The organism is Salipiger mangrovisoli (assembly GCF_015223355.1).
GTDB lineage: Bacteria > Pseudomonadota > Alphaproteobacteria > Rhodobacterales > Rhodobacteraceae > Salipiger > Salipiger mangrovisoli.
Genome location: NZ_JADFFK010000012.1, coordinates 91,932 through 111,163 on the forward strand (window position 1 = coordinate 91,932; position 19,232 = coordinate 111,163).

Annotated in this window: 14 protein-coding genes; 9 read left to right on the forward strand and 5 right to left on the reverse strand. The window is 66.7% G+C overall.

The genetic code is table 11. The features are described from left to right. Positions 1-3 precede the first annotated feature (3 nt). The 3 genes from IQ782_RS16455 to thrS all read left to right on the forward strand — a co-directional run bounded on the left by IQ782_RS16455 (position 4) and on the right by thrS (position 5,915). On the forward strand, positions 4-2,535 hold the full coding sequence (locus IQ782_RS16455; RefSeq protein WP_194135749.1) for a branched-chain amino acid ABC transporter ATP-binding protein/permease: 2,532 nt from the start codon (positions 4-6) through the stop codon (positions 2,533-2,535). After that, positions 2,532-3,755 carry an amidohydrolase family protein gene (locus tag IQ782_RS16460; RefSeq protein ID WP_194135750.1) on the forward strand — a complete coding sequence of 408 codons (1,224 nt, stop codon included), beginning with the start codon at positions 2,532-2,534 and terminating at the stop codon, positions 3,753-3,755. The genes IQ782_RS16455 and IQ782_RS16460 overlap by 4 nt, the downstream gene beginning before the upstream one ends. 213 nt (positions 3,756-3,968) lie before the next feature. Further along, on the forward strand, positions 3,969-5,915 hold the full coding sequence (gene thrS, locus IQ782_RS16465; protein ID WP_194135751.1) for a threonine--tRNA ligase: 1,947 nt from the start codon (positions 3,969-3,971) through the stop codon (positions 5,913-5,915). A gap of 85 nt (positions 5,916-6,000) precedes the next feature. Here thrS and IQ782_RS16470 read toward each other — a convergent pair whose 3' ends face one another. After that, positions 6,001-6,315 carry an ArsC/Spx/MgsR family protein gene (locus IQ782_RS16470; protein ID WP_194135752.1) on the reverse strand — a complete coding sequence of 105 codons (315 nt, stop codon included), beginning with the start codon at positions 6,313-6,315 and terminating at the stop codon, positions 6,001-6,003. 243 nt (positions 6,316-6,558) lie between these two features. Between IQ782_RS16470 and IQ782_RS16475 the strand changes: the two genes are divergently transcribed. Continuing rightward, entirely contained in the window at positions 6,559-6,765 is a 207-nt protein-coding gene (locus tag IQ782_RS16475) for a cold-shock protein (RefSeq protein WP_194135753.1), read from the forward strand. A 121-nt stretch (positions 6,766-6,886) separates the two neighbouring features. Here the strand turns inward: IQ782_RS16475 and IQ782_RS16480 are convergent, their stop codons facing one another. Then, complete coding sequence (locus IQ782_RS16480) at positions 6,887-7,792, reverse strand: LysR family transcriptional regulator (protein ID WP_194135754.1); 906 nt, start codon at positions 7,790-7,792, stop codon at positions 6,887-6,889. Positions 7,793-7,890: 98 nt separating this feature from the next. Here IQ782_RS16480 and metF point away from each other — a divergent pair, with 98 nt between their 5' ends. The 4 genes from metF (at position 7,891) to IQ782_RS16500 (ending at position 12,562) form a co-directional block, all read left to right on the forward strand. Beyond that, positions 7,891-8,757, forward strand: coding sequence for a methylenetetrahydrofolate reductase [NAD(P)H] (gene metF / locus IQ782_RS16485; RefSeq protein ID WP_194135755.1), 867 nt, complete (start codon positions 7,891-7,893; stop codon positions 8,755-8,757). 227 nt (positions 8,758-8,984) lie between these two features. Beyond that, positions 8,985-9,749, forward strand: a complete 765-nt coding sequence (locus tag IQ782_RS16490) for an HAD hydrolase family protein (protein ID WP_194135756.1) — start codon at positions 8,985-8,987, stop codon at positions 9,747-9,749. A gap of 12 nt (positions 9,750-9,761) precedes the next feature. After that, the gene (locus tag IQ782_RS16495) at positions 9,762-10,982 is read left to right on the forward strand and encodes a glycosyltransferase family protein (protein ID WP_194135757.1); all 1,221 of its coding nucleotides are present in this window, start codon (positions 9,762-9,764) and stop codon (positions 10,980-10,982) included. 194 nt (positions 10,983-11,176) lie between these two features. Next, on the forward strand, positions 11,177-12,562 hold the full coding sequence (locus IQ782_RS16500; protein ID WP_194135758.1) for a GntP family permease: 1,386 nt from the start codon (positions 11,177-11,179) through the stop codon (positions 12,560-12,562). Between the two features lie 58 nt (positions 12,563-12,620). On the opposite strand, the gene IQ782_RS16505 is transcribed toward IQ782_RS16500, so the two are convergent. Next, entirely contained in the window at positions 12,621-13,241 is a 621-nt protein-coding gene (locus tag IQ782_RS16505; RefSeq protein WP_194135759.1) for a DedA family protein, read from the reverse strand. Between the two features lie 165 nt (positions 13,242-13,406). After that, positions 13,407-15,149: a sugar phosphorylase gene (locus tag IQ782_RS16510; RefSeq protein ID WP_194135760.1), complete on the reverse strand. Its 1,743-nt coding sequence runs from the start codon at positions 15,147-15,149 to the stop codon at positions 13,407-13,409. Positions 15,150-15,490: 341 nt separating this feature from the next. Between IQ782_RS16510 and purU the strand changes: the two genes are divergently transcribed. Beyond that, positions 15,491-16,378: a formyltetrahydrofolate deformylase gene (purU, locus tag IQ782_RS16515; protein ID WP_194135761.1), complete on the forward strand. Its 888-nt coding sequence runs from the start codon at positions 15,491-15,493 to the stop codon at positions 16,376-16,378. 99 nt (positions 16,379-16,477) lie between these two features. Here the strand turns inward: purU and IQ782_RS16520 are convergent, their stop codons facing one another. Continuing rightward, positions 16,478-18,553 (reverse strand): ATP-binding protein, encoded by a 2,076-nt coding sequence (locus IQ782_RS16520; RefSeq protein ID WP_194135762.1) that lies wholly within the window; start codon positions 18,551-18,553, stop codon positions 16,478-16,480. Positions 18,554-19,232 lie beyond the last annotated feature (679 nt).

Below are 19,232 nucleotides of genomic sequence, written 5' to 3' on the forward strand. Positions count from 1 at the left end.
CCCATGCGCCTGACGGACACCCGCCTTCTCGATCTCGCCATCCTTGCGCTCACCGCAGCCGCACTGGCGGGGCTGGGCCTCGTGGGCGGCTACACGCAATTCGTCTTCGGCCTCGTGGCCATCTGGACCATCCTCTGCACCGGGCTGAACGTGCTCTTCGGCCTGACCGGGCTGGTCTCGCTGGGACAGGTCGGCTTCTTCGCCATCGGCGCCTATGCCCATGCCATCCTGATGCAGGCCGGCCTGAGCTTCTGGCTCGCCCTCCCCCTCGGCACGCTGCTCGCCGCGGCCGTGGGCTGCCTGCTGGCGGTGCCTGCCGTGCGCATGGCCGGGCCCTTCCTTGCCATGGTGACCATTGCCTTCGCTTTCATCGTCGAACATCTCGCCATCGAGTGGCGCGGCCTGACCGGCGGGCAGAACGGGCTGATGGGGTTCGACGCGCCCTCCCTCCTCGGCATGACCTTCGGCGAGCGCGAGCTGGTCATGCTCGCCATCGTGCTGGCCGGGCTTCTGCTGTTCGGCTACCGCAGGCTCACGGCAAGCGGTTGGGGCATGGCCATGGCGGCGCTGCGCGATCAGGAGATCGCGGCCAGCTCTCTGGGGTTCAACCCCTTCCTCACCAAGCTCTCGGCCTTTGCCATCGCGGCGGGCGCGGCGGGGCTGGCGGGCGGGCTCTTCGCCTCGCTGATGCAGTTCATCGCGCCGAGCAACTTCACGCTCTCGCAGTCGATCCTCTTTCTCTTCGCCGTCATCCTCGGCGGCGCGGGCACCGTGCTCGGCCCGGTGGTCGGGGGAGCGATTGTCGTCTTCCTGCCCGAGGCGCTCTCGGGCATGGCCGAATACCGGCTGCTCGTCTTCGGCGCGCTGCTGATCGCGGTCATGCTCATTGCCCCGCGCGGGGTGGTCGGCACCATTGCCGCCTACCTGCCGCGCCGGGAACGCGGGGCGCGTGCCTGCGATCAGGAGACGGTCCTGCACTACATCTCCCCAGAGACGCCGCATCCCCTGACGGTCACCGATCTCGGCATCACCTTCGGCGGCGTGAAGGCCGTGGCTGGCGCGAGCTTCACTGCCGCCCCCGGAGAGGTGACCTCTGTCATCGGCCCCAATGGTGCGGGCAAGACCACGCTGCTCAACATGATCTCTGGCTTCTACACCCCCGGCAGCGGCCGCATCGAGACCGCCGGGACCGAGATCGCCGGCTGGCCGATGCACGCCACCTCGCGGCTCGGCGTCGCGCGGACCTTCCAGGCAACCCGGCTTTTCGGCTCGCTTGGAGCCGAGGCCAACGTGATCTCCGCCTTCCCCAAGGGTCGGTTCGGTGCGCCCTTCGCAACGCTGGCCAATGGGGACCGCCGCGCCTTGGCACTGGGACTGCTGGAGTTGGTCGGTTTCACCGGCAATCCCGCGACCCCAGCCGCCGACCTGCCCCACGTCGACCGGCGGCTGGTCGAGATCGCCCGCGCGCTGGCGCTGCGGCCGCATGTGCTGCTGCTCGACGAGCCGGCCGCCGGGCTGATGCATGCCGACAAGATGACCCTCGCGGCGCTGTTGCGGCGGATCGCCGACCTCGGCATCGCGGTGGTGCTGGTCGAGCACGACATGGACATGGTCATGGGCATCTCCGACCGCATCCTCGCGATGGACGCGGGCGTGCCCATCGCCTTCGATACCCCCGAGAGCATCCGCGCCAATCCGCAGGTCATCGCCGCCTATCTCGGCGAGGGCACGCTGAAGGCACCGCCGCGCACGCTCGCCTTCGAGCCCGGCGCGATGGACACGCTGATCACCCGCGACCTGCGCGCGGGCTACGGGGCGGCGGACGTGCTGCAGGGGCTGAACATCCGCGTGCGGCGCGGCGAACTGGTCGCGCTGCTCGGGGCCAACGGCGCGGGCAAGTCCACCTTCCTCAAGGTGCTGTCCGGGCTGCTCGCCCCCAGCAGCGGGCAGGTGCTGATGAACGATGCCTACGTGCAGGGGCTGGCGCCGCACCGGATGGTCGAGCACGGGCTTGCGCTGGTGCCCGAGGGGCGGCAGGTCTTTCCCGAGCTGACCGTGGCGCAGAACATCGAGCTGGGCGCCTACCGCCGCAAGGCGCGCCCCGCCCCCGAGGAGCTGGAGTCCATCCTGCGCCGCTTCCCGCGCCTGCGCGACCGGCTGGACACCCCCGCCGGGCTGCTCTCGGGCGGCGAGCAGCAGATGATGGCGATCGCACGCGGGCTCATGGCCTCGCCGAAGCTGCTGCTGCTCGACGAGCCGTCGCTGGGCCTTGCACCCGCGATGACCGAGGAGCTCTACCGCATCCTTGCCGAGCTGCGCGACGACGGGATCACCATCCTGCTGGTCGACCAGATGGCAACGCTGGCGCTGGCCGTGGCCGATCGGGGCTACGTGCTGGAACAGGGGCGCGTGGTGGCCGAGGGCAGCGCCGAGGAGCTGCGCCGTGACACGGCGCTGATCGAGGCCTATCTCGGCCAGGGGGAGGCCCGCGACGACGGGCCCACAGAAGACTGGCAGGCAGAAGCAGCACAATGACACTCGATCTCATCATCCGCGGGGCGCGGCTGTCGGACGGTGCCGCCCCGGTGGACATCGGCGTGGCGCAGGGGCGCATCGCGACGATTGCACCCGACATCGCCAGCGACGCCCAAACGCTCGATGCCGGGGGAGGCATGATCTTCCGCGGCTTCGGCGACAGCCACCTGCACCTCGACAAGGCCTGCATCCTCGAGCGGGCGGTAAACCGCACCGGCGACCTGAAGGGCGCGCTGGCCGCGGTGACTGCCGCCAAGAAGGGTTTCACCACCGAGGACATCTACGCCCGCGGCGCGCGGGTGCTGGAGCAGGCCATCGGACAGGGCACCACGCTTATCCGCACGCAGGTCGAGATCGACCCGGTGATCGGTCTGGCGGGCTTCGAAGCGGTCAAGCGACTGAAGGCCGACTATTCGTGGGCGCTCGACCTGCAGATCTGCGTCTTTCCGCAGGAGGGATTGCTGAACTACCCCGGCACCGAGCAACTGCTGCGCGCCGCGCTCGCAGGCGGCGCCGACCTGCTCGGCGGCTGCCCCTATACCGACACCGACCCCGAGGGGCATATCGCCCTGCTCTTCGCCATGGCGCGGGAGTTCGACGTGGACCTCGACTTCCACCTCGATTTCGACCTCGACACCAGCTGGCGGCACCTCGACGAGGTGGCGCGGCAGACCATCGCCCATCGCATGCAGGGGCGCGTGGCGATCGGCCATGTGACCAAGCTCTCGATGCTGCCCCCGGACGCGCTGGCGCAGAGCATCGCGCTGCTGAAGGACGCCGGGATCGCGCTGACCGTCCTGCCGGCGACGGACCTCTTCATCACCGGGCGAGGCCATGACCACGCGGTGCCGCGCGGTGTCGGCCCGGCGCATCGCTTCCACGCGGGCGGCGTCTGCTGCACCGTGGCGACAAACAACGTGCTGAACCCCTTCACCCCCTACGGCGACTGCTCGCTGCCCCGGATGGCGAACCTCTTTGCCAATGTGGCGCAGCTTGGCAGCCCCGAGGAGCTGACGGCCTGCTTCGCGATGGTCAGCAGCCATCCCTTCCGGCTGCTCGGGGTGTCCGACAGGATCGAGCCCGGCACCGCCGCCAATCTGGTGCTGCTGCCCTGTGACAGCCGCGCCGCCGCCGTGGCCGAGATCAGGCGGCCGGTCTGGGGGATGCGGGCCGGGAAGATGACCTTCGAGGCGCCCGCGCCGAGGGTTTTGCGACCCTGACAGGCGCGCACCGGTAGCGAGGCAAGCACCGGCCCGTGGGATCGCGCTCGCCCGGCGGCTTCGCCTTGAGTCCGGGCGGACTGGCACGACGCTCTCGCGGCGGGCTTGGTCCCGCCGCTTGACACCCCCTCCCGCGAGGGCCACAAGGCGGCACGACATATAACCCGCAACCGGGCGTTCCGTGGGCGCCAGACCGACGAGGAGACTAGGCCTATGAGCCAGATTTCCCTGACATTCCCCGATGGCAATGCGCGCGAGTTCGACAAGGGCGTGACCCCTGCCGACGTGGCCGCAGCCATTTCCAAGAGCCTTTCGAAAAAGGCCATCTCCGCCACCGTGAACGGCGCGCATTGGGACCTTCAGTGGCCCATCGAGGCCGACAGCACGATCGCGATCCACACCCTGCAGGACGAGGACCAGGCGCTCGAGCTGATCCGGCACGACCTCGCGCACGTGATGGCGCGCGCGGTGCAGGAGATCTGGCCCGACACCAAGGTCACCATCGGCCCGGTGACGGACAACGGCTGGTTCTACGACTTCGACCGCGCCGAACCCTTCACCCCCGAGGACCTCGGCCAGATCGAGGCGAAGATGAAGGACATCATCAACGCCCGCGACGAGGTGAAGACCGAGATCTGGGACCGCGAGCGTGCCCGAAAGTTCTACGAGGACAGCGGCGAGGGCTACAAGGTCGAGCTGGTGGACCGCATCCCCGCGGACGCGCCGATCCGCATGTACTGGCACGGCGAGTGGCAGGACCTCTGCCGCGGCCCGCACCTGCAGAACACCGGCCAACTGCCGTCGGACGCCTTCAAGCTGATGGGCGTCTCGGGTGCCTATTGGTTCGGCGACGTCTCGCGCCCGATGCTGCAGCGCATCACCGGCGTGGCCTTCCGCAACCGCGACGAGCTGAAGAAATACCTGAACTTCCTCGAGGAAGCGGCCAAGCGCGACCACCGCAAGCTCGGCCGCGAGATGGATCTGTTCCACCTCCAGCCGGAAGCACCGGGGCAGATCTTCTGGCACCCGAACGGCTGGAAGATCTACACCACGCTGCAGGACTACATGCGCCGCCGGCAGGAGCGGGACGGCTACGTCGAGGTGAACACGCCGCAGGTCGTCGATCGCAAGCTCTGGGAGAAGTCCGGTCACTGGGACAACTACCAGGAAAACATGTTCATCGTCGAAGTGGACGAGGAACACGCCCGCGAGAAGGCGATCAACGCGCTCAAGCCGATGAACTGCCCCTGCCACGTGCAGGTGTTCAACCAGGGCCTGAAGTCCTACCGCGACCTGCCGCTGCGCATGGCCGAATTCGGCTCGTGCAACCGCTATGAGCCCTCGGGCGCGCTGCACGGCATCATGCGGGTCCGCGGCTTCACCCAGGACGACGCGCATATCTTCTGCACCGACGAGCAGATCGAGACGGAAACCAAGAAGTTCATCGAGTTCCTCGCCTCGATCTATTCCGACCTCGGCTTCGAGAACTGGACGATCAAGCTCTCGACCCGCCCCGAGAAGCGCATCGGCTCGGACGAGAGCTGGGACCGTGTCGAGGCGGCGCTTGGCGACGCCTGCAAGGCCGCGGGCTACGAGTACGAGATCCAGGAAGGCGAAGGCGCCTTCTACGGTCCCAAGCTCGAGTTCACCCTGACCGACGCGATCGGCCGGGACTGGCAGTGCGGCACGCTGCAGGTGGACCCCAACCTGCCCGAGAGGCTGGACGCCAGCTTCATTGGCCAGGACGGCGAGAAACACCGCCCGGTCATGCTGCACCGCGCCGTGCTGGGATCGTTCGAGCGTTTCATCGGCATCCTGATCGAGGAACACGCCGGCAAGCTGCCGTTCTGGCTCGCGCCGCGTCAGGTGGTGGTCGCCTCGATCACTTCCGAGGCGGATGACTACGTGCTCGAAGTCGTCGCCGCGCTGAAGGCCGCAGGCGTGCGCGCCGAGGCCGACACGCGCAACGAGAAGATCAACTACAAGGTCCGCGAGCACTCGGTGGGCAAGGTTCCCGTCATCCTCGCAGTGGGTCACCGCGAGGTCGAGGAACGCACCGTCACCGTGCGCCGTCTCGGCGAGAAGCAGACGGCGGTCCAGAGCCTCGACGAGATCGTCGCGTCCCTGTCGCTGGACGCCACCGCACCCGACCTGCGCTGAGTTCTCTGGAAAGAAACGAGAAAGCCCCGGACCCAGGTCCGGGGCTTTCTGCTTTTCAGGGTCAGCGCAAAGCGCCGCCCGGAACTCAGCCCGCGACCGCCGCCTCCACGTCCTTGGTCCAGCCGAGGTACATCGTCTCGCCATCCAGGATCAGCGGCCGTTTCATCAGCGTCGGATGCGCCGCCAGCAGCTCGGGTGCCGGACGCGCGCGCTCGGTCCCGTCCAACTCGCGCCAGGTCGTCGAGCGCGTGTTCACCAGCTTGTCGCCGAACTGCGCCAGCGCCCTGTCCAGCACCTCGGCCGGCACGCCATCCGCACGCACGTCGCGAAACTCCGCTTCCGGGAGCGCTTTCAGCGCCTTCCGGCAGGTATCGCAGGTCTTGAGCCCGTATATCAGCATCCGCCATCTCCTTGATCTTTCCCGGCACCATTTATTGCCTAATGCCGCAACTGCGAAGTGTTTCTCTTGATTTTTGCAGACACCGTGCAACTCTTGAGCCGTGACCTTCGATGATCAGACCCGGAAAGCCGCGTTTTTCCCGCGTTTTGAAGCGGGATAGGCAATCCACCCCCTGAGAGGCGAAAGTGACGGGGCGCCCGTATTTCGGGTAGAAACAGGAAAGTTGGAAGGAGCACGGGAAACATGCCGAACGGCACCGTGAAATGGTTCAATACCACCAAAGGCTACGGCTTCATCGCGCCCGAAGAAGGGGGCAAGGACGTTTTCGTTCATATCTCGGCCGTCGAACGCTCGGGCCTCACCGGTCTCGCGGACAATCAAAAAGTGAGCTACGAGCTCAAGGAAGGCCGCGATGGACGCATGATGGCGTCCGACCTCAAAACACTTTGAAAATAATCAGATAAATTGAACGACCCTACCCCGCATCGGGGTCGGGTCCCTGCGGGTCTGCGCCCGCGAACGCCACCCCGTCCGGGACCGGCGCGATCCGTCGTTCCGGCACGCCCCTCGATCACTGCGCCTGAAGACGCCGTGCCTCCTGTCCCGCGAGGCGGATCAGGTCGATCATGAACGGCTTTTCAAGATCCTCGCTGCGCGTCGCGGCATAGAGGTGTCGGGTGATCCCGGCCTCGGTCAGGGGGCGGGTGATGTAGTCGGAATTGTATTTCACTTCGCGCACGACCCAATCGGGCAAAACTGCAACGCCGCGATTCGAGGCAACCAAAAGCAGAATCACCGCGGTGAGCTCGACTTGGCGAATCGACGCCGGTTCGACTTTTGCCGGGGTCAGCAATTGCGAGAATATATCGAGCCGCGCCCGATCCACCGGGTAGGTGATCAGCGTCTCGCCCCGAAAGTCCTGCGCGTCGATCCACGGCTTCGCGGCCAGCGGATGCGAGGCCGAGGCGACGAAGACCGGGTGATACTCGAAGAGCGGAGTGAAGGTGACGCCGGGCAGGTCCTCGGGATCGGAAGAGATCACCACGTCCACCTCTTCCTTCACCAGCGCCGGCAGCGCGTCGAAGGCGAGGCCCGGGCGGATGTCGACGTCGACCTCGCCCCAGCTCTTGCGGAAGCCCTCGAGCACCGGGAAAAGCCATTCGAAACAGGCGTGACACTCGATGGCGATGTGCAGCCGCCCGACCGAGCCCTTGCGCAGACCGTCGAACTCGGCCATCGCCGCCTCGACCTGCGGCAGCACCTGATCGGCGAGCCGCAGCAGCCGCAGCCCCGCCGCCGACAGCTTCATCGGCTTCGAGCGGCGCACGAACAGCTCGACCCCCGCCTGATCCTCCAGACCCTTGATCTGGTGAGACAGCGCGGATTGAGTTATGTTCAGCTGATCGGCGGCGCGTGCAAGTCCCCCGGCCTCGTGGATGGCCTTGATCGTGCGCAGATGACGAAACTCGATGTGCATCCCAGTGTTCGCCTCATGTTGTTCTTGAGAAGTATGAGTTTGTCTCACAAAGGCTCATGTGTCACAAGGACCGAAATCCAAACTCGGAGTCCCGGCCAATGACGCGCCCCGACATCTCTTTCGAATTCTTCCCGCCCCGCAACATCGAGGCGACCTTCCGGCTGTGGGACACGGTGCAGGCGCTCTCGCCGCTCGGTCCGCGCTTCGTGTCGGTCACCTATGGCGCGGGCGGCACCACGCGCGAGCTGACCCGTGACGTCGTCGCCACCCTGCACAAGAACTCCGGCCTCAAGGTCGCGGCGCATCTGACTTGCGTCGATGCGACCCGCGAGGAGACGCTGGCCATCGCGCGGCAATTCAAGGACGCCGGCGTGAACGACATCGTCGCGCTGCGCGGCGATCCGCCCAAGGGCGCCAGCGGCTTTACCCCCCACCCCGAGGGCTTCAACTCGTCGATCGAGCTGATCGAGGCCCTGCGCGAGGCGGGCGATTTCACCATCCGCGTCGGCGCCTATCCCGACAAGCACCCCGAGGCACCCTCGGCCACCGCCGACGTCGAGTACCTCAAGCGCAAGTTCGACGCCGGTGCGTCGGAGGCACTGACCCAGTTCTTCTTCGAGGCCGAGAGCTTCTTCCGCTTCCGCGATGCGTGCGAGAAGGCCGGTATCGACAAGCCGATCGTGCCGGGCATCCTGCCGATCGAGAACTGGAAAGGCGCGCGCCGCTTCGCCGAGGCCACCGGCACCAAGATCCCGGCCTGGGTGATCGAGGCCTTCGAGAAGGCCGAGCGTGATGACCGGCACGACCTACTGGCAACCGCCATGTGCACCGAGCTGTGCAACGAGCTGCTGGAGGGCGGCGTCGACAAGCTGCACTTCTACACGCTCAACCGCCCTGAACTGACCCGCGACGTGTGCCACGCGCTCGGCGTCACGCCCGAGGGCAAGCTCGAAAACGTGGCCTGACGGACGGGCGCAACCACGCGCCCGCTTCGGTCACAACATGCACCTATGCGCGCCGGTCCGATGTTGCGGGCCGGCGCGTTTCTTTCTTCCCGCTCTGACGCACCCGCGCGGCCGCGCTGCCTCTTTTCCACCCGATCCCCGCATCTTAGCCATTTCTTCGCCCCGCCGCTGTTCCCTTCGCGAACCCCATCGGCTTAACTGACCAAGGGCCAGAGAAGGAACAGGACGTGCGGCTGGCGGTATTCACCGATCTCGACGGATCGCTGCTCGATCATGGCAGCTACTCCCTTGCCGCGGCGGAACCTGCGCTGACTGCGCTGAAAGAGCGGCACATCCCGCTCATCCTCGCCTCATCGAAAACCGCCGCCGAAATCGCGCCGCTGCATAGCGAGCTTGGACTGGGGGGCTGGCCGGCGATCGTCGAGAATGGCGCCGACCGGATCACCCCAGGCGCGCTCCCCGAGGCCGCGCCCCAGTACCGGAAGCTGCGCGCCGCGCTGGCAGGGCTGCCAGAACTTTCAAGAAACTTCAAAGGCTTCGGCGACATGGACGCAGCCGAGGTCGCCCGCATCACCGGGCTGCCTCCCCAGTCCGCCACCCTCGCCCGCCAGCGCCGCTTCACCGAGCCGGGCCTCTGGTCGGGCAGCGAGGCCGAGTTGGATGCCTTCCTCGCCGCGCTCTCGGTCAAGGGCATCGAGGCGCGCAAGGGCGGGCGGTTCCTCACCCTGTCGTTCGGCGGCACAAAGGCGCAGCAGATGGCGGGGATCCTGGCTGACCTTGGCTGCGACACCTCCATTGCCCTTGGCGACGCGCCCAATGACATCGAGATGATCGAGGCCGCCACCCACGGCGTGATCATCCGCAACGATCACGGCACCGGCATCCCGCCCTTGCCCGGCGAGCAGACGGGGCGCATCCGCCGCACCGCCCTGCCCGGCCCCGAAGGCTGGAACGTTGCCATCCTCGATCTACTTGCAGACCTCGGGCTCTAGGAGACCACCGCCATGGCCGACTTCCAGCAAAACGGCAATATCGCCCAGTTTCACAACCTGCGCGCGCGTCCCATAGAAGAGCTCATCTACGAGCTCGAGACCTATGCCCAGAGCCGCAAGATCTCACTGATCCTGCCCTCGCTCTACTCCGAGCTCGAGGGCGACGCCCTGCCCAACATCCTGAAGGAACTGAGCAAGGTCACCTATCTTCATCGCATCGTCATCGGCCTCGACCGTGCGGACGCGGCGCAGTACCGCCGGGCCCGCGCTTTTTTCTCCGTCCTGCCGCAGCAGCACACGGTGATCTGGAACGACGGCCCGCGCATGCAGGCGATCATGGGCCGTCTCGAGGCGCTTGGCCTCGCCCCGCAGGAACAGGGCAAGGGGAAGAACGTCTGGGGCTGCATGGGCTATCTCATCTCCTGTGCCGACAGCGCGGTGATGGCGATCCACGACTGCGACATCGTCACCTATACGCGCGAGCTGCTCGACCGGTTGGTCTACCCGGTGGCCAACCCCACCTTCTCCTACCAACTGTCGAAGGGCTACTATCCGCGCGTCGGCGGCGGCAAGCTGAACGGCCGCGTCACCCGCCTGCTCGTCTCGCCGCTGCTGATCGCGCTGAAGCGCACCATCGGCGACCGCGACTACATCGATTACCTGCGCGCCTTCCGCTACCCGCTCTCGGGCGAGATGGCGCTGCGCACCGGCCTCTTGCCCGATCTGCGCATCCCCTCGGACTGGGGGCTGGAAATCGGCGTGCTCTCCGAAGCCTGGCGCAACCTCGGCCCGCGCCAGGTCTGCCAGGTCGAGATCGCCGACGTCTACGACCACAAGCATCAGGACCTTTCCCCCGAGGACGCCAGCCAGGGCCTCTCGCGCATGTCGGTGGACATCTGCAAGGCGATCTTCCGCAAGCTCGCCGCCGACGGCACGGTGTTCACGCCGCATGTCTTCCGCACGCTCAAGGCGACCTACTACCGCTCTGCGCTCGACCTCCTCGAGGCCTATTCTGCCGATGCCAAGATGAACGGCCTGTCGATCGACCGCCACGCCGAGGAGCGCAGCATCGAGATGTTCGGCGAGAACATCGTGCGCGCCGGGCAGCTCTTCATCGAGAACCCGCAGGAGACACCCTTCATCCCGACGTGGAACCGGGTGCATTCCGCCGATCCCACGCTGCTGGCCGATTTCCGGGCCGCCGTGGCGGCGGATGACGCCGAGTTCGGCTGAACTCCGCCGAGAACGCCGCAAACCTCACGTCACCGTGACACCTGAACCCTTGCGACGTCGCGTCCGTCATCGCGGCGTCGCATTGACCCTGCCTATCTCTCGTCCGAGTAACTGTTTCTTGAGCCCTGCCCGTGCCGGTCCTCCCCGATCCGGTGCCTCCCCGCGGGGCGCTTCAAATCTAAAGGAGGAGAAGAATGGGTCTCATAGGCATCATTCTGTCGCTGGGCTTGCTGATGTACCTGGCCTACCGCGGCATCAACGTGCTGATCCTGGCACCGCTGCTGGCGATGCTCGCCGTGCTGTTCTCGGGCGGCCTGCCGGTCATGGCCACCTATACGCAGGTCTTCATGAAGTCGCTCGGCGGCTACGTGATCACCTACTTCCCGCTGTTCCTGCTCGGCGCGATCTTCGGCAAGGTCATGGCCGACGGCGGCGCCGCGCGCACCATCGCCGAGAAGATCGTGGCATGGGTCGGCGGCGACCGGGCGATCCTCGCCGTGGTGCTCGCCTGCGGCGTGCTCACCTACGGCGGCGTGTCGCTCTTCGTGGTGGCCTTTGCCATCTATCCGATCGCCAACGCGCTGTTCCGCCGCGCCGATGTCCCCAAGCGCCTGCTGCCCGCGGCAATCGCGCTCGGCTCGTTCACCTTCACCATGACCGCCTTCCCCGGCACCCCGGCGATCCAGAACGCGATCCCGATCCCGTTCTTCGGCACCAACGTCTTCGCCGCACCGCTGCTCGGCACGCTGGCCGGCGTGATGATGCTCGCCGGCGGCACGCTCTGGCTGAGCCGCCGTGCCAAGGCGGCGCAGGGCCGCGGCGAGGGCTACGGCGTGCATGAGCGCACCGCCGCCGACAGCTCGCTGCCCGAGGATGCCGACATGCCGAGCTTCCTGACCGCCATCGTTCCGGTCATCGCGGTGATCGCGCTCAACGCGCTGCTCACCTACGTCGTCTTCCCCAACATGAGCGCCGACTACCTCGCCGACCCGCAGTACGGGGAAACCGAGCTGTCGCGCGTGGCCGGCATCTGGGCCATCATCATCTCGCTGGTCGTGTCGATCGTGCTGGCGGTTGCGCTGAACTGGCGCCGCTTCGCCGACGTCAAGGAGACGGTGAACAAGGGCACGATGGGCTCGCTGCTGCCGATCTTCAACACCGCCTCCGAGGTCGGCTACGGCGCGGTGATCGCCTCGCTGCCCGCCTTCGGCCTGATCCGCGATGCGGTGCTGGGGCTCTTCCCGAACAACCCGCTGGCCTCGCTGGCAGTGGCGGTGAACGTGCTCGCGGGCATCACCGGCTCGGCCTCGGGCGGGATGTCGATCGCGCTGAAGGCGCTCGGCGAGCAATTCGCCACCATGGGCGCCGAGCAGGGCATCAGCATGGAGCTGATGCACCGGGTGACGGCTCTCTCCTCGGGCGGCTTCGACGCGCTGCCGCACAACGGCGCGGTGATCACCCTGCTGGCAATCACCGGCATGACCCACAAGAAGAGCTACTCGGACATCTTCGTGGTGGCCGTGGCGATCCCGGTCCTCGCGACGATCACGGTCATCATGCTCGGCTCGCTCGGGCTCTGAGCTTCCCGATCCTGATACCGCGAAGGGGCGCCCACGGGCGCCCCTTTGTCGTTGCCGATCACCCCCCTGCCGCCTTGCGCCGCTTGCGCCGCCCGTAGGTCGCGACGCGCCACAGGTAGAGCCCGACGATCCCCGCCACCACGACGGTCGACACCGGGTCGAGCCAGCCCGCCACCAGCCCGTATTGCGCCTGCAACAGGTAGCCCGCCATCGCCAGCAGCGTGGTCCAGCTCACCGTGCCCACCGCCGAAAAGGCCAGGAAGCTTGCCATCGGCATGCGCGCGACCCCGGCGGGCACCGAGATGAAGGTGCGCACCGTCGGGATCATCCGCCCGATCAGCACCGCGCTGCCGCCGTGGCGGGTGAACCAGTCGTTCGAACGGTCGAGATCCTCGGGCAGGATGGTCAGCCAGCGCCCGTGCCGCGCCGCCAGCCGCTTCAAGCGCCGCGTCCCGAGCCGGCGTCCGATCCAATACCAGAACACGGCCCCCGCCAGAGAGCCGAGCGAGCCGGCAAGCACGACCCAGAAAAGGTGCTCGCGCCCCGCCGCGGCGTTGAAGCCGCCAAGCGGCATGATCAGTTCCGAGGGGATCGGCGGAAAGACGTTCTCGAGGAACATCAGCAGGCCGATGCCGAAGGCCCCCACCGCATCGATAAACCCCGAGATCCAGTCGAACATGCCGCCCTCCGCACAACCTTCGGAACCACAACGCCTCAGGCCGCCGCGCGGTTCACCCGCACCGCGGCGTTTCGGGCTTTCTTCTAGGCAGAAATATCCCGGGGGAGTCCGCCGCAGGCGGACGGGGGCAGAGCCCCCGCTGCCCGCCCCGGCCGCGTGCCCCGTTCATCCCTTGTTCGAGATCCAGCGGCATTGGTAGGGCGCCAGGGTCACCGGACCGGCCGCGATGGTTTCGCCCGACAACAGGTCGACCCAATGCTCGTCGGCGATGAGGTTCAGCCCCTCCTGCGGGATCACCACCTCTTCGCCCGAGCAGTTGTGCAGCGCGAAGATCGACTGCGCCCGGTCGAGAGACTGCCGCCAGAGCCCGAACACCCGCTCGTCGAGGTTCAGCGTGAACTGCGTGGCATTGGGGTGGAACCCGGACTGCGCCGCGCGCAGCTTGAGCCGTTCCGAGAGCATCTCCAGCACCTGCGCCTGCACCGTTTCGGGGTCCTCCAGCAGCGCGTTGAGCCGTGCGTAGTCCCAGCGGTGACGGTTGATCGCCCGGTTCATGCCGCGCCGCTGCACCGCCTCGAGGTCATTGGGCGTGCCCAGCATCGAATGGATGTAGAAGGCCGGGATGCCCTCGAGCGACATGACGATGGTCTGCGAGCAGAGGAAGCGCTCCAGCTGCCGGCCGTCCTCGCCCTCGTAGGTGCGGGCCATGGCGGCGAAGAAGGCGCAATTGAGCTCGTAGACGCTCTCGCCGCCGCCGGGCAGGGAGCGCATCGAGGCCAGCCCGCCGAGCTCCTTGGCCGTGTCGATCACCCGCGCCACCTCCGCGGGCGGCAGCAGCCCCTCGGCGGGGCGCATACCGATACCGTCGTGGCTGGCGGTGAAGTTGAGATAGGCGCAGCCCAGCGGCGCGGGCGGCATGGCCCGCTGCCAGTCGTTGAGGTATTTCGCCGTCCCCGCCATCATCGCGTGCAGCACCAGCGGCGGCAGCGGGAAGTTGTAGACCATATGCGCCTCGTTGCGGTTGCCGAAATACGAGAGGTTCTCGGCCTTCGGCACGTTGGTCTCGGTCAGCAGGATGATGCTCTCGGTGGCGTAATCCGCGAGCAGCCGCAGCAGGCGGATCACCGCGTGGGTCTGCGGCAGGTGGATGCAGTTGGTGCCGATTTCCTTCCACAGGAAGGCCACCGCATCGAGCCGGATGATCCGCACGCCCATGTCGACGTGCAGGCGGATGATGCGCAGGATCTCGAGCAGCACCTCGGGGTTGCGGAAGTCGAGGTCGATCTGGTCATGGCTGAAGGTGCACCAGACGTGGCGCGTGCCCATGGCCGTCTCGACCTCCTGCAGCAGCGGCGTGGTGCGCGGGCGGACCACCATCGACACATCGTCCGAAGGCTCGGCCTCGAAGAAGAACCCGTCGTAGGGTTTCTGCCCCTGCCGGTAGGCGTTGAACCACACGCCTTGCGAGGAGACGTGGTTGAGCACCAGATCCGACATCAGGTGGAATTCGTCGCCGATGCGGGTGATGTCGACCCAGTCGCCGAGCTGCGGGTTCACCTTGCGGTAGTCGGTCACCGCGAAACCATCGTCCGAGGTGAAGGGGAAGAACGGCAGGATGTGCACCCCGTTCACCACGCCCTTCATGTGCCGCAGCAGGAAGTCGTTCATCAGATCGAGCGGCTTGTGGCTGCCATCGATCAGGCTGTCGCCGTAGGTGATCAGCACCGCGTCTTTCTGCGACCACAGGTTGTTGCCCGGCTTGCGCGGCTGCCGCCGGCGGCCCTTGTGGGCCGGGTCCTCGGGCCAGAAGGCGTCGATGACCTGGCTGGCGAGAATATCGGCATTGAGATCGGGGTAGATGAAGTGCAGCAGTTCGGAGAGGCGGGCGCTGAAGGAGGTCTCGGTCATGAAAACGGGTCTCGACGGGTCCGGGTTTGCGAGGGCCGGAAGGCCGGGGACGGTGCGGAATTCCGGGCACTTACCCTTGGGGTAAGCAATGAGTCCCGCTTTCACAAGCGTTTACTCGGCAAGGCCGCGCCGTTGCGGACCTCTCAGGCGCCGGGCGATCTGAGATTGGGCGCAGGTTTCCGAAAGCGGCCCTGTCGCATCTCGTTGGAAACATGTCGCGCCAGCGCGGCGCGGCGGGGCGTTCTTGCCGCAGGATAGCCACGCAATCGGCTTGACCTAGCGCCCCGCAGGCGGCAGCGAATTGCTACCGGATACATTCGAGAAAAGAAGCGCCCCCTGTCATGAGCTCCTCCTACGCCCTCACCGTGCAATGTCCCTCCACCCGCGGCATCGTCGCCGCCGTCGCCGGCTTCCTGGCCGAGCAGGGTTGCAACATCACCGACAGCGCCCAGTTCGACGATCTCGGCACCGGCGGCTTCTTCATGCGGGTGAGCTTCCGCAGCGAGACCGGCACCGAACTCGCCGCGCTCGAGGCGGCCTTCGCCGAGATTGCAGAGCGTTTCGGCATGGAGTTCGCTTTCCACGACGAAGCCACCAAGATGAAGGTGGTGATCATGGTCAGCCGCTTCGGCCATTGCCTGAACGACCTGCTCTACCGCTGCCGCATCGGCGCGCTGCCGATCGAGATCGTCGCGGTGATCTCCAACCACATGGATTACCAGAAGGTGGTGGTGAACGCCGACATCCCGTTCCACTGCATCAAGGTCACCAAGGAGAACAAGCCGCAGGCCGAGGCGGCGATCATGCAGGTGGTCGAGGACTCCGGCGCCGATCTGATCGTGCTGGCCCGCTACATGCAGATCCTCAGCGACGAGATGTGCCGCAAGATGTCGGGGCGGATCATCAACATCCACCACAGCTTCCTGCCCTCGTTCAAGGGTGCCAACCCCTATAAGCAGGCCTTCCAGCGCGGCGTGAAGCTGATCGGGGCGACCTCGCACTACGTCACCGCCGACCTCGACGAGGGTCCGATCATCGAGCAGGACATCGTGCGTGTCACCCACGCACAATCGCCCGAGGATTACGTCTCGCTCGGCCGCGACGTCGAGGCGCAGGTTCTGGCCCGCGCGATCCACGCCCATGCCCACCGCCGGGTGTTCCTCAATGGCGACAAGACCGTGGTCTTCCCCGCCTCGCCGGGCTCCTACAGCTCCGAGCGCATGGGCTGAGCCGCTCCCCCCGAACAACGCCAGCCGCCGGAGGCCGATCTCCGGCGGTCCCGGCAGCGATGGGGCCCGCTTGGGGCAGGCACCGAGGCCGCGCGCTTGTCAGCCGGTCGGGACCACGAGGTCGCGCACCTTCGCCATCAGCACCTCGAGATCGAAGGGCTTCTGCACCACCTCGATCTCGGACGCGGGCGGCACACGCCCCAGCGTCGCGCCCTCGTCGTATCCGGTGACGAAGACCACCTTTAGGCCGGGACGCGCAGCACGCGCCGCCTCGGCCAGCTGCCGGCCGTTCATCCCTCGCGGCAATCCGACGTCGGTCAGCAGCACGTCAACCTCTCCCGCCTCTGCCAGCACCTGCAACGCCTCGGCGGCGGTGCCCGCTTCCAACACCCTGTAGCCACGATCGCGCAGCGCATCCGCGACCACCATCCTGACAAGGATCTCATCCTCGACCACGAGAACGGTCCTGCCCGCATCGGTGTGAGGCGTCGCCTCGACGCTTGCCGTTTCGGTCCGGCTCTCCTCGGCGGGCAAACGACTGCGCGGCAGGTAGAGCGTGACGGTGGTGCCCTTTCCGGGTTCGGAGCGGATGTTCGCCGCGCCTCCGGACTGCTGGGCAAACCCATAGACCATCGACAGGCCGAGCCCGGTGCCCTCGCCCATCGGCTTGGTGGTGAAGAAGGGCTCGAAGGCCCGGTCGATCTGCTCGCGGCTCATGCCGCTCCCGGTGTCCGCGACGCTGACCTGCAGGTAATCGCCGCTGGCGATCCCGAGCGTGCGCGCCCGGGCGCCGGTGACGACGTCGTTTTCGACGCGGATGCCCAGGTGCCCGCCCTCGGGCATGGCATCGCGCGCATTGATGCACAGGTTCAGCAGTGCGTTCTCGAGCTGGCTCTGATCGACGAGCGAGAGCCAGGCGCCCGCCTCTGCCGTCGTGTGCAGCTCGATATGCGGGCCAACCGTGCGCTGCACCAATTCCACCATGCCCTCGCAAAGGTGCCCCACATCGGTCGGTTTCGGCGCGAGGGTCTGCTTGCGGGCAAAGGCCATGAGCCGTTGCGTGAGATTGGCCGCGCGGGTGCTGGCGCTCTTCGCCGCCGCAAGATAGCGCCCGATCTCATCGATGCGCCGCTCCGCGAGCCGCGCCTGCGCCATCTCGACCGCGCCAGAGACCGCTGCCAGCAAATTGTTGAAATCATGCGCCAACCCGCCCGTCAGCTGTCCCACCGCTTCCATCTTCTGCGCGTGGCGCAGCTCTTCTTCCTTGGCCATCAGCTCGGCGGTTTGCTCGGTCACTCGCCGCTCCAGCGTCTCGTTGAGCCGGAAGAGCTCGGCCGTGACGCGATCACGCTCGGCCTCGATCTCGCGCCGACCGCTGACGTCCATCAGCACGCCCGAGAAGGTGGTCGGCTTGCCCTGCGCGTTCAGCTCGACCTTTCCGCTTGCCTCGATCCAATGGTATTTGCGGTCCTCGCGCAAAACGCGAAACTGCTGGAAATAGGCGCCACCCTCGCGCAGCGCCGCCTCGATGTCGGCGGTCAGACGGGTCGTGTCCTCGGGGTGGACGTTCTGGATGATGTCGCTGAGCTTGAGATCGCCAAGCTCGCTGCCCGCGCCAAGCCCCATCGCCGTGGAGAGACCCTCATCGACCGTGAAGGCATCCTGGGGGACATCCCAGACCCAGGTTCCGACGATCGCACCGGCCTCGAGCGCAAGGCTCACGCGCTGTTCGTTCTCGCGCGAGATCTTCTCGCTGGCGCGGATCTCCGCCTCCGCCTGCTTGCGCCCGGTGATGTCGCGGAAGAGCACGGCGACCTGCCCCAGGCTCGCGGGATCGAGCCGCCGGGCCGAGACCTCGATGAAGCGCCCCGCTTCCGCGAAATTCCGCTCGAAACGGATCGGCACCCCGGTTTCCAGCACCGCGCCGTAGATCTTCACCCATTCGCGCCCATCCTCCGGCGCCACGTCAAAGACCGTCTTTCCGACAATGCCCTTGATGCCGGTGTGCCGCTCATATCCGGAATTTGCCTCGATATGGCGGTAATCCGACAGCGGCCCGTCGGGCCCATCGATGAATTGGATGATGCAGAAGCCGTCGTCGATGATTTCGAAGAGCGCCTGCCGACCAGCCTCGCGCGGGTCGTCGCAGCTGTCCGGCGCTCTGCCTTTCGACATCTCTGCCGGCTTTCGATTTCCAAAGAACGGCAAGCGCATTACAGAGTCCAACCCGTCGAGAAGGCATATCTTTCGCCATATAGAGGGGCCCCTTCATTTGCAAAGTGCCCGACCCTCCAAGCGTGGCCCGAAAGACACGAAAATCCGCCTCCCCAAGCGGCACCGCGGCGGACCGGCGAAACGCCGCGGCAGGGCTGCTCTCGCGCACCGGGGGCCGGTCGATGCAGGCGGTCAGGATTCTGAGGGGGAAATGGGGCGTGCTCTAGGGGGATAGCGAGCACGCCCCGAGGGGACTAAGCGTGCGGCGGTGGAATTTGGGACAACCCGCACGCTTCGTGCTGGTAAACAATCAAATAAAAATTGAATTCAGCCAGACGACAATCACGGCACCCGCGGAGATTCGCAAGCGAAAACTTCCCTCGGGTCACACACCCGTCAGAGCCGCCCCGACCGCGGTTGCGAGCTTGCGCCTTGGCAGCCCTGACGCGCCGCCCTGCGAGGTGATGGGACGGGTGCTTGGAAAATGTTCTGCCTCCGGGCTGCCCGGGCGCACGGCGCAGCGCAGCGATCCCCCGATGCGCACCCGCCGCGGGCGGCACAGATGGAACCGGCGTAGACCCGGGAATGCCTAAAACTTGCGCGCGACCCGCGCATTACCCGGCGGAATTCATGTCAAATT